The 10,111-nt window shown below is 67.4% G+C and carries 3 protein-coding genes; all 3 read right to left on the bottom strand.

Annotated elements, in window-relative coordinates:
* Positions 1–345, bottom strand: a 345-nt coding sequence (locus ABIA38_RS44530) for a hypothetical protein (protein WP_424644771.1), incomplete at its 3' end; no start/stop codon positions are given.
* Positions 346–2,676: 2,331 nt separating this feature from the next.
* Positions 2,677–3,333, bottom strand: coding sequence for a hypothetical protein (locus ABIA38_RS44525; RefSeq protein WP_424644770.1), 657 nt, complete (start codon positions 3,331–3,333; stop codon positions 2,677–2,679).
* A gap of 100 nt (positions 3,334–3,433) precedes the next feature.
* On the bottom strand, positions 3,434–10,093 hold the full coding sequence (locus tag ABIA38_RS44520) for an RHS repeat-associated core domain-containing protein (protein ID WP_424644769.1): 6,660 nt from the start codon (positions 10,091–10,093) through the stop codon (positions 3,434–3,436).
* Between the last annotated feature and the right edge of the window lie 18 nt (positions 10,094–10,111).

Below are 10,111 nucleotides of genomic sequence, written 5' to 3'. Positions count from 1 at the left end.
GTGCAGCCGGTCGTCGGGCGGCGAGTGGAACTGCACCGCGCGGGAGCCGAAGCCGGAAACCACGACCCGACACACGTCATCCCGGGCGAAGTACCAGCGCTGGATTCCCCGTCCGACGGTCGCGCCCTCCATGTCGGGGCACAGGGCCGACTCGCGTCGAACGCAGCGGACGGTCAGCGCGAGAAGCACCACACCGAGTACCACCCGGCACGCCACTGCCACAGCCGCGGGGAACCCCGGCACCACCAGGACGACCGCGGTGACGGCCACCCCCACCGCGCAGAATCCGGCGTACGGCGCCCCTGTGCGGTCACGGAGCTCGAACCTGTCGTCGGTGTCGGTCACAGCGCGACATGATCACACCTCGAACCGGCTCCGACCAGCGGATCGCGTGATCGTCCGGCGTGCGCGGCCAGTTCACAGCCTCGTGCAGGCAGTGCTGCTCGGGTCCGGCCTGCCCGCACCCGTCCCGGCAGGGTGCCCGGTCGGCCTCTTCCTTCGAAGGGAACCGCGTGCGGATCCGCTCCAAGGACGGCCGAGGTGGGAGAACGACGAGGCGGCGACCTGGTGTTCCCGCTCGGGCGTCCGGGCCGCTTCGCGGTCACGGTCGCGGACGACCACCGCTCGGCCCGCGGGTGGATGCACGGTCTCGCCCGGTTCATGAGCACACGCGGCACTCCGGCTCCCGCCGCCACCGTCCGCTCGTACACGCAGGTCCGCGCCGCCCGCGCCCCCGACGACAAGCGCACCGTCGACCGCGACATCACCCCTCTGCGCACCGACGTGAACCTGCTGTGGGCGCTGCGGATGGCGCCGCCCGACGCTGTCCACACCACCGACACCGATCAGGACGGCGTCAACGCCCGGATCCACGACGGGACCTCGTCCTGGGCCGTCGTCACCACCCTGCCCGACGGCAGCGCTCGCGTCGAACAGGGCGGACCCCGGCGCCTGTTCGACGCGTTCGAGACCGCCTGGGACGCGTGGACCGCACACGGCAGCGTCGGCCGCCGGGACCACGGCATCACCATCACCGAACACGAACAGTACGTGTGGGAAGGCGACCCCGCCCGACCGGATGTCGGGAGGTCGGGGGCCGCCGGGGTGGTTCCCGTGTTCACTGTGAACCGATCGACAGGCGAGGTGCCCAGCCGTGCCCCTTGCGGCCTCGCCACGGTTACGCCGCAGACCTTTACTGTGGCCTCCCGACCGACGACCACATTCGGCCCGGGAGTTCCCCGCCCCGACACGAGGGGAACGGGTGCGCACCGCTGCCCAGCCCGTATCCGCCAGATTCGAGCCGGTGTTTCAGGCTTGAGGAGCGTTCAGCCGCTGGTTCCTCGCGTACACCTTCCCCTCTCGCTTGCCGGGCCCGCTCCGTCCGGCGATACCGGACCGTCCCGTCGTTGTCGGGGCTGCTTTCGACCTCACCGGCGTCTCCCGGCTCGGCCTGCCCCCGGCTTCACCGCGCTGCTGCGACAGCACGGCGGTGGCGGTCTTCCACCCCCACTCGGTTGCACAGCGCCTGACGGCGCTCGTGGTCGGCTTCCCGGACGTGGTTGCCCCGGGTGTGGGGGCGCTTGGCGAACACGTCCAGGGCGCGGGCGGTTTCGGGGCCGTTGCGGTGGCCGGTCCGCTCCCCCGCGGTCGGGTCCCGGTGGAGTGCGTGCAGGAACGTCGACAGCGACGGGAGAGGGTTGGGAGCAGGTGCAGGGCCTGGTGGAGCGCGATCGTCCTGCCGTGTCCGGGGTCGCCGTACACGCACACGATCCCGTGGGCGGCAACGGTGTGGGCGAGCGCTTGGGTGACCGCGCCGAGTTGGCGTGTCGACACCGGGTGCGCGCCGGGTGCGTACAGGCGGGCGTCGCCGGCGGACGGCGACGGCCGGGTCGCGGCGGGGTCGGTTCCGGCGGTCGGTTTCGGTAGCCGAAACCGGCGGCGCGGGCCGGCCCTGCTCGTCCACCGTTCCCGGAAGTGCCAAGTCGGCCAAGGCCTGGTCGTAGCGGTCCGCGTCCGACCCGCGAGTCGGACAGGCGATCCGAAGCACACGTCCCGAGGAGAGGTCACGACGTACCGCGTGATAGAGCGTCGTCAATGACACCATCGGCGCCGTTCCCGGCTCGTCCTCGGCGAGGGCCGCGGCCCGATCGCTCGTCCAGCGGTGCTGGGCTCTCACGTTCGGGCCCAGGTCCGACAGGCATGACCAGAGCGTGTCATCGAGAGTGAAACGGTCACGTCCCGGCGGGTCCACACGGCCCGACTCGCGCGCTGCCGCCAAGCCGGCGCCATACCGTGCGCTCCGACACCCCCACCGCCTCGGCAGCGACCGCCACATGCGCGCGGGAGACACCACCCGCTTCCGCCAGGGCCGGCAGACGCCGCACCACCAACGGCCGCAACACTGCCGTATCCGAGGAACCGGCAGCAGGACGTACCGAAACCGAAGAACGACTCCTCGCCATGACAGCCGGCACACCCGCACCACGGGGGCCTGACACAGGAATGGGCAACCCCCGTGACAGAACAACCCGCTTGTGTCAGGCACCCGACGTCAGTCGATGGTCACCCCCGTGACAGTCGAAACGACCACGGTCATTCATCCCCCGACCAGCACACAAACACCCACGCCACGCCCGCACTCGACTGACGACCAACCACCACCACCCAAACACACACTCACAATAGGGCCCAGTGGCTAGTCGCCAGGATCCGGGTGGGTCCGCCGAAGTCCAACATTTCCACATCGGCCCCCTCTGCTCCCGCGAGTTCGGCACTGCAGGTGATCTCACGCGTCGTCAACACGACGTCCTGCCAGGACGCGTCCGCCCGGGGCCGGCAGCTCAGCAGCCAACGCCCCTCGTCCAACCTGCCCGGTCCGGGCACGACACCGACCCGAAACGCCCCGACCTCGAAGCGCGCGCCCAATCCATTGGTCGTCACCGGGTGGCCGGTGACTGCAGCGCCGACCTCGTCCAGTGTGGCGTCCCAGGTGAGAACAATGTTGATCTGCATGTTCCCTTCGTCCAATGCACGACCGCCGAGCCGGGGGTCGCCGGGACTCGGCAATGGCCGGGGCGGCCCCTCCCCCGGGCTTCGTGGGTCCCCCCACTCGTCAAAACCCCAGTAGATGATGCGCGCCCATTCGTCGACGTGGCGGTGGTAGAGGCCCTCGATCGCTTCTTCACCATCGAAATTCCAACGATAGGGCCGAAAAAAACGATCCACTCGCACCAGGGCCTCAGTTTCCGGCACCTCATATTCTCGAGCGATGTACCGGACGATTTCCTCCAGGTACTCCGCACCGTCTTCGGAGTGGTCCACGGCGAATTCCATGTGCTGTCCTCTCGCGGGACCGACCTGTTCCCGGCCCGGATACAACGTCGGGCGAGGAGGCTGTGTCCCCGCTCGGCGTAGTGAGCGAAACCCCTGCACTTTACAGGAAGTAGATCCCGACTAGGTAGGCACCCAGTGCCGCACCCATCCTTGCGGCGGATATCCCGATCTGATGCCCACTGCTGCTGTAGGGGCCGGGATAGTTGTCGACGTCGGTCTTGCCGCGCAATATCGGGCCTTCCACGTAGTCGTAGTTGTGGTAGACGCCGGGCGGGTTCTTCGCGGTTCGATGCTTGCGAATCATTTCCTCCCATTCGTTGTTGGCCCAGTAGAACGTCTTGCCATTGTATTGCGAGAGAAAATCCTTCGGCACCCGGAAGTGCAGAATCACACCTTGGCCGCTACCCTCGCCCGAAGCGCGTTTTGCCCAGTCTATGGCCTGGTTGATGTCGTTGGTCACATAGAATGCGACTCCGAAATCTGCGTGCCTTTTGCTGTAGTCGACGACGATCCCGTTCTGCAGGATGTTCTCGAGCGCCGGCACCGTCGTGGCGTGATAGAGGTTGATCCAGCCGTCGTCGGGGCGTTGCAGATCCTTTCGTTTGGCATCGGTCATTTTCTCGGGTTTGGGGCTCTTGAGCGGCCGTCCGGGGCTCTTGCCCTTCTCAAATTTGGGGACGTTCTTGGATCCGCCCTTCTTCGCCACTGTCGCCGAGGCGTCCACCGCGTGCTGTGTTGTGCGGTAGGCCGTTGCGGCGTTGCCAGCGACCGGCAGGGCGCCGACCGCCGAAATGGCCGCGTTGGCCCAATCGCCCTCGGCAGCGTAGATTCCCGCGTTGGCAAGGTCGGCGGCCTCGCCGACCACCGGCACCATGCCGGCGACGTCGAGTACGGTGTGCACGATCGGTGTGGCGTTCTTGACCGTTTTGATGGTCTTCTTGGCCCACTTGGGCATGCCCAGGAGACCGCTGGGGTCGCTGAAGGTCAACGGATTGTTGTACCCGTACAGGTACGGATGAATCTGAAGCGGGTTTCCGGTATCGATAACCGGGTCGACGGAGATGAATCGTCCGGTGGTCGGGTCGTACTCGCGTGCTCCCAGGTGCACGAGGCCGGTCGTGTCGTCGACGTCCCCGTCCACGAAGCCCTTGGTGGTCGGCCAGTTCACCGGCGCCGGCCCGCGCGTCTCCCCGAACGGCGTGGTTCTCCGGCGTTGGACGGCCATGCCGGGGGCCAAGTCCACCGAGGTCAGGCCGGTGCCATGATGGTCGGCGAGTACCGCGCTGAGCCGGTTCGGCGTCCCGGAGTTGCGGACGACCGTGGGCACGCCGGCCTGCGTGTACGAACGCCGGGCCGAGAGCGTGCCGTTCGGCGCAAGGGTGACCTCGGTCTCGCCGAGGAAGAGGGTCGTTCCCTTCGGAGTGCGGCGCAGCAGTCGTTCGCCGTCGGCGCCGTAGACGAACTCGGTGGGTCCGGCTGTCGAGTCCTCGACCTTGGCCAGGCGGGCGTCCATGCCCCAGGTCAGGGTTTGGTTGCGCCCCTCGAACTGACGACTCGTCATATTTCCGGACGGGTCGCGGCCGAAGGTGCGTACTCCGGCGCCGGCGCCGGTCTGCGTCACCGAAGTCAGGGCGTGCGTCGAACCGGTGCCGGCCGCCTCGAATGCGTAGCTGCGGCCGATGTCCTTGGTGGAGTCGCCGCCCGGGTCCTGCTGTTGCTCGGACGTCCGGTTGCCGACCGCGTCGTATGCGTAGGAGCGGGAGTAGGCATCCGGACCACCGACCGTTCCGCCGGTACCGGTGCGGGGCGCGCTCGCGCACCCGTCGGTCGCCGTCCATGCCTTGCTGAGCAATCGACGGGCGTCGTACGAGAAGCACTGTGTGTCGGTGATCGTGGTCCCGGCCGCGTTGGGGGAACGGTCCTTGATCGATGTGACGTTCCCGGACACGTCGAACGTGTAGGAGGTGTCGTTGAGGGCGTACGGGGCAGTCTCGGCGTGGTTCGCGCTTCGGACCAGGCGTCCGGTGAACTCGTCGTAGAAGTTCGTCGTCCACACTCGGGTGGGAGCACTCCCCGAGACGCTGCGCAGCACCTCGCCGAACGGGTTGTAGACGACGTCGGACGTGTACCAAGCGCTGCCCGATGTGCTGACGGGCAACCCGGCCCGGTTGTACCGGACGACCACATTCTCCTCGGGCAGCCGGCCGATCGCCGGAACGGTCGTCTCCGTAAGTGCGCCGGTCGCACTGTATGCGTATGAGTAGCGGTAGTCGCCGGCGAGCGCGCCTTCTGCGGCGGGTATCCGGATTGTGCGACCGGTGATCCTGTACGCCTGGTCGTAGCCGGTGATCTCCTCAACGTAGGCCCTGCCGCCGGAGTACTCGGTGGACTGCCGGAGCATGCCCTTGGCGCCGGGTCCGTCGTAGGCCCATTCGGTGGCCACAGGGCCGTCCGGTCCACCGTTGCGCACACTGGTCGGTCGGTCGAGCACGTCCCATGTGCGGGATCTCGTCACCCCACGCGCGTCGGTGGAGCCGATCTCACGACCGGCTTCGTCGTAGGTGTAGGCCGACTTACCCTTGTCCGGGTCGTCGACCTCGATCAGCCGGGCACGCGCGTCGTATGTGTACCTCCACTGGTTCCCGGCCGCGTCCGTCATCTTGGACGCATTGCCTCGGGCGTCGTATTCGTACTTCGTCTCGGTGAAGGCGGTGCGCCCGGCATCGGTGAACTGATCGCGTTTGACCACCCGACCCAGCGCGTCCGACCACACCCGTTCCGCGATGCCGCCTGGAGGCGGAATCTCCAGGACGTAGTCGCCGCCGTACTCCCGCCGGGATTCGAAGGCCCGGGTGCCGGCGTTCCATGCGCTGATCATGGTGGGGCGGCTCAGGCCGTCGTACGCGGTCTCGTTCCAGGCCGGGATCTGCGTGTTCGACAGCGCTACGTACAACTGGTCCGAGGGTGTGCCCGCGGTCAGGTACTTGGCGTTCTCCCGTCGCACCGATCCGCTCGCGTTGTAGAACGTATCGGTGACGATTCGCCCCGGCCCCACCGCCTCGTTCTGGGTCTGACGGCTTCGCAACAGTCCGTCGTAGAGGGTCTTGCCGATGGCATACGTGCCGTCGTCGCGCAGGGTCCTGGAAGTGATGACGCTCGGCCGTGAGCCGGAAACGTCATAGGTGTACTCCAGTCCCGGGGCTTGCTCTCCCGTGGCGCGTTCGGGCAACCAGACCTTGGCCAGGCGTCCCAGTCCGTCGTACGCGGTCTTGGTGACTCGCCCGTTGGCGTCGGTTTTGGACGACGCGAGCCCGCGGCCGGTGTCGAACTCGGTGCTCGTCGTGTGTCCAAGAGCGTTGGTGACCACTGTTCGGGAAGGTGCCGCGCCCCCAGCCGCCGGGGTGTATTCGGTGGTCGTGGGCTGGTTGAACGGGTTGAAGGTCCTGGTCGGTCGACCGAGCGGGTCGTACTCGGTGCGGGAAATCTCGACCGTGCCCGTGCCGTCGGCCTTGGTGATCTCGGTCCGAGTGATGTCGCCCCGTACCGGGACGGCGCCCTGGGCGAGCCCATCGAACGCCTTGCGCGTCATTGCCAGGACTCGCTCGGGTCCGGCATTGTCCGCCTGCGCGCACGAACCGGCTGTGTCCCGAGTGGCGTTGGCGACGCCGATGAGGTTCAGCTCGGTGTTGTGCAGATAGGACGTGACCGAGCAGTGCTCGTCGCTCCCGACGGCCGTATCCCCGGTGGACTCGACTCGGATGGGCAGCGGGTAGGTCGGGTCGAACTCGACGGTCCGGTTCCGAGTCGTCCGGGTACGTCCGCCGCTGATGGGTTGGACCGTCTCGCTGCTCTCCATCGCCGTCTGGACCGACTGGAGATGAGGCAGGTCATCCGAACGATCATGGGTCGCGGTCACCCGACTCCAGGGCTTGTTGACCGTGCGCGACCCGATGCCTTGACCATCGCCCAGGTAGCTGATCGTCTCGGCGGTCATCCCCTGGTAGGCCCGGAGGTCGTCGGCGACCCGGGCACCTGTGGAATCCTTGATCTCGACGGTTCGTTTGCCGGTCTTCGTAGGATCGTCGTGCATGCCACGGAAGTAGTGGGTCTCGGTCTTGGAGGTAACAGTGCCCTCTGCCGGGTCCGTTCTTCCGATCCGAGAAACGACACGCTCGTAGCCGCGCCACTCGTTCCAGCTGCGCTCACTCGGCTTAGTGAACTCGTTGTCATCTTTCGCCCAAGCCGCACCGTCGAGGTATTCGTAGCGACTGGACCTGGCCGGTGCCCCCGCAACGAAGTCCTCTTCGTCGACCTGGATAACGACGTACTTGTTGAACCATTCGATCTTCGATTCGTCCGCGCTGTCCGGCGACCAGAACACCGGGTAGCACCGCGAGGTGTTCTCCTCCGGCTTCGGTTTCGTGGCGTCCGGGTTGCAGACGGGGTCCGGCGCGGAGTACTTCACCGCGATGCCACCGCCGGTCTCGGTGAAGACCCTCTCCACGCGCAGGCGGTTGAACGGCGGGCGTGCCTCGCCCGGCTTGGACTGCCGGTTCGGCATGTCCACCGCGTTGGCGTGGAACGTCACCGGGGGCAGGGACGCCGTGGTGCCGTCGGGGGCGTAGCCGATACGCCTGATGGAGTCGAGCCAGGCGGGGGGATTGGTGTCGTAGCGGGTGCTGAGGAAGTTGTGCTTAAGCTCGAACTCGTCCACGCGCCGGTATTCGCCGGAGCCCGGAGTCTTGGCTACCTCAGCGAGGATGGTGGTCAGCCACTTGCGCGTCCAGAAAGTGGGGCCTGCGGCGTAGCACTTGCCGGTGTCCTTGCAGAGGGCATCGACGGGGGTGTCGGGCCAGTGCAGGGCGTCGGTGGAGTACTTGGTGAACCTCGACTCGGCGCAGTCGAACGACTCGGTGACGAGGCATCGTTCCCCGACGACGAACGAGACCTTGGCGGGGGCGGGGCGGGAGTAGACGGTGTCGGCGCGCAGGCCGTATTCGATGCGGTCCAGCCAGCCGCCGCGGACGTAGGACTTGGGCTGGTCGGTCTTCGCGTTCTTGGCGTACCAGTTGCGTTCCTGTTTCCAGTACAGGGCCATCGCGTTGGCGTGGGTGTCCTCGACGTAGTCGAGGTTCCATCGCCACGCCTGGTCGCACGCCGAGTCGGCGTAGGAGTTCTGGTGGCAGGGCTCGCCGGGCTGGTTGCCGAAGACCGGCACGGTGAACACCGAGTCCGTCGTGGCCTTGCCGGTCGTCCATCCGGGCAGGCGGTTCAGTCCGAAGTGGTACTTCGTGCCGTCCGGCGTGGTGACGACCCAGTACTCGCCGTTGTCGTCGCCGTTCGTGGCGCCGAACTTGTGTTCCACTCGGGTGTTGTCGTCCGACGCGGGTTTCCAGGCGCCGGTGGTGTTGTCCTTGACGAGTGCCACGGAGGAGCCGTTGAGGGATATGACGGCGTTGTCACTGCCCCAGCAAAGGTCGCCGGTGTCCTTGGTGTTGTTGCCGTTGGTCTTGTCGCCCTTGCAGCTGCGATAGCTACGCTCGATGAAGCCGGGTTGGTAATCCCAGCCGTCGCCCACCCACGAGGCCTGATTATTCGTGGCCGACGTGCGGCCGTCGACCGACTGCGACGAATACGTCAGTGCCACCGTGGGCTTGGGGCCGGCCGCCACCGGCGGCACGTCGATCCCGTACTGCCAGCTGAACCCGCCGGCCGAGCCTCCCGCCGTCCATTTGCCCGAAGGTTGGAGCGACGTCGCCTGGTAGTCGCCAGCGTCGCCGGATTTGCCGCCGGTCGCGGCGACGACCATCGAGCCGCCGCTGGCCGAGGCGGCCACCGCCGCCGCTCCCTGGGGAGGTGATGCGGTGGCGGGCGGGGTGATCGTCGCGGTGACGTCGTTGGTGGCCCCGTTGTTCACCGATCCGAGGTCGACCTGCTCGGTGCATCCGGGCGCGTCCGGGGTGGTCAGGAAGCATTCCGGGAGTTGGACCAGTTTCAGGCGCGATCCCCATCCCGCACCGTACAGCTGCTCGAACGCGTCGTAGTTCAGCTTCAGGGTGGCCGGCGTCGCGTCGGGCGACGGATCGAGCTTCATCAACACACCGTCGATGCCCGCGGCCTCGGTGGCCGCCCGGGTGGACACCGTCACCGTCCACGTGCCCGTCGCGGCGACGTCCGTCAAAGCGGCGGACGACTTCCCGACCGTGGTGGGCGAGGTGCCCCCGGCGGGGCCGAGCCAGATCGGCAGACTTCCCGCCTGCCGCATCCTCGACCCGTCCGCTCCCTGCACGGTACGCGCCAGTGAGGACTGGGCGCCGCCGATGACGATCTGCCCGGAGCCGCCGTCCGGGGGGGTGGTCTTCGTCGGCGTGTACTCCACCTGTGTGCCCGGTGCCGCGGGCAGCTTGAACTGCGCAGCGCTGTCCGCGCCCGGGACCGGCTTCTCCTTCTGGAGTTCGGGCAGGTCGACGTTCGCCCGCGACGGAGTCCGCGTCGCGTATGCCTGTGTCGGCGTGAGCGTCCCCGTGAGAAGGAGTGCAGCCACGGACACCGACAGTGTTCGGGCGGGTCGGTTTATCTCGCGTGCGCCACCCTCGACGAAACCGCGCAGGCCGCGTCTGCGCATACTCCACCCAAGACCGAACACGCGAAATTCCCCTAAGAAACGCGGGCACAACGACGAGACCCGCAGTCGGAAGAGATCGCCGATCTTGGCGGATAAAGCGCTCCCAACGCAATGCCCACGCAAAATGAATGGCATCTTGTGACGATCGTCACG

This window comes from Embleya sp. AB8 (assembly GCF_049739465.1).
In the GTDB taxonomy this organism is placed as follows: domain Bacteria; phylum Actinomycetota; class Actinomycetes; order Streptomycetales; family Streptomycetaceae; genus Embleya.
The sequence above is the reverse complement of the archived record's forward strand: the minus strand, read 5'-3'. Positions and strand labels throughout refer to the sequence as shown.

Excerpts from the sequence above, each read along its gene's own strand:
- ABIA38_RS44525 (WP_424644770.1), bottom strand. The coding sequence starts at position 3,333 with ATGGAATTCGCCGTGGACCACTCCGAAGACGGTGCGGAGTACCTGGAG.
- ABIA38_RS44520 (WP_424644769.1), bottom strand. The coding sequence starts at position 10,093 with ATGCCATTCATTTTGCGTGGGCATTGCGTTGGGAGCGCTTTATCCGCC.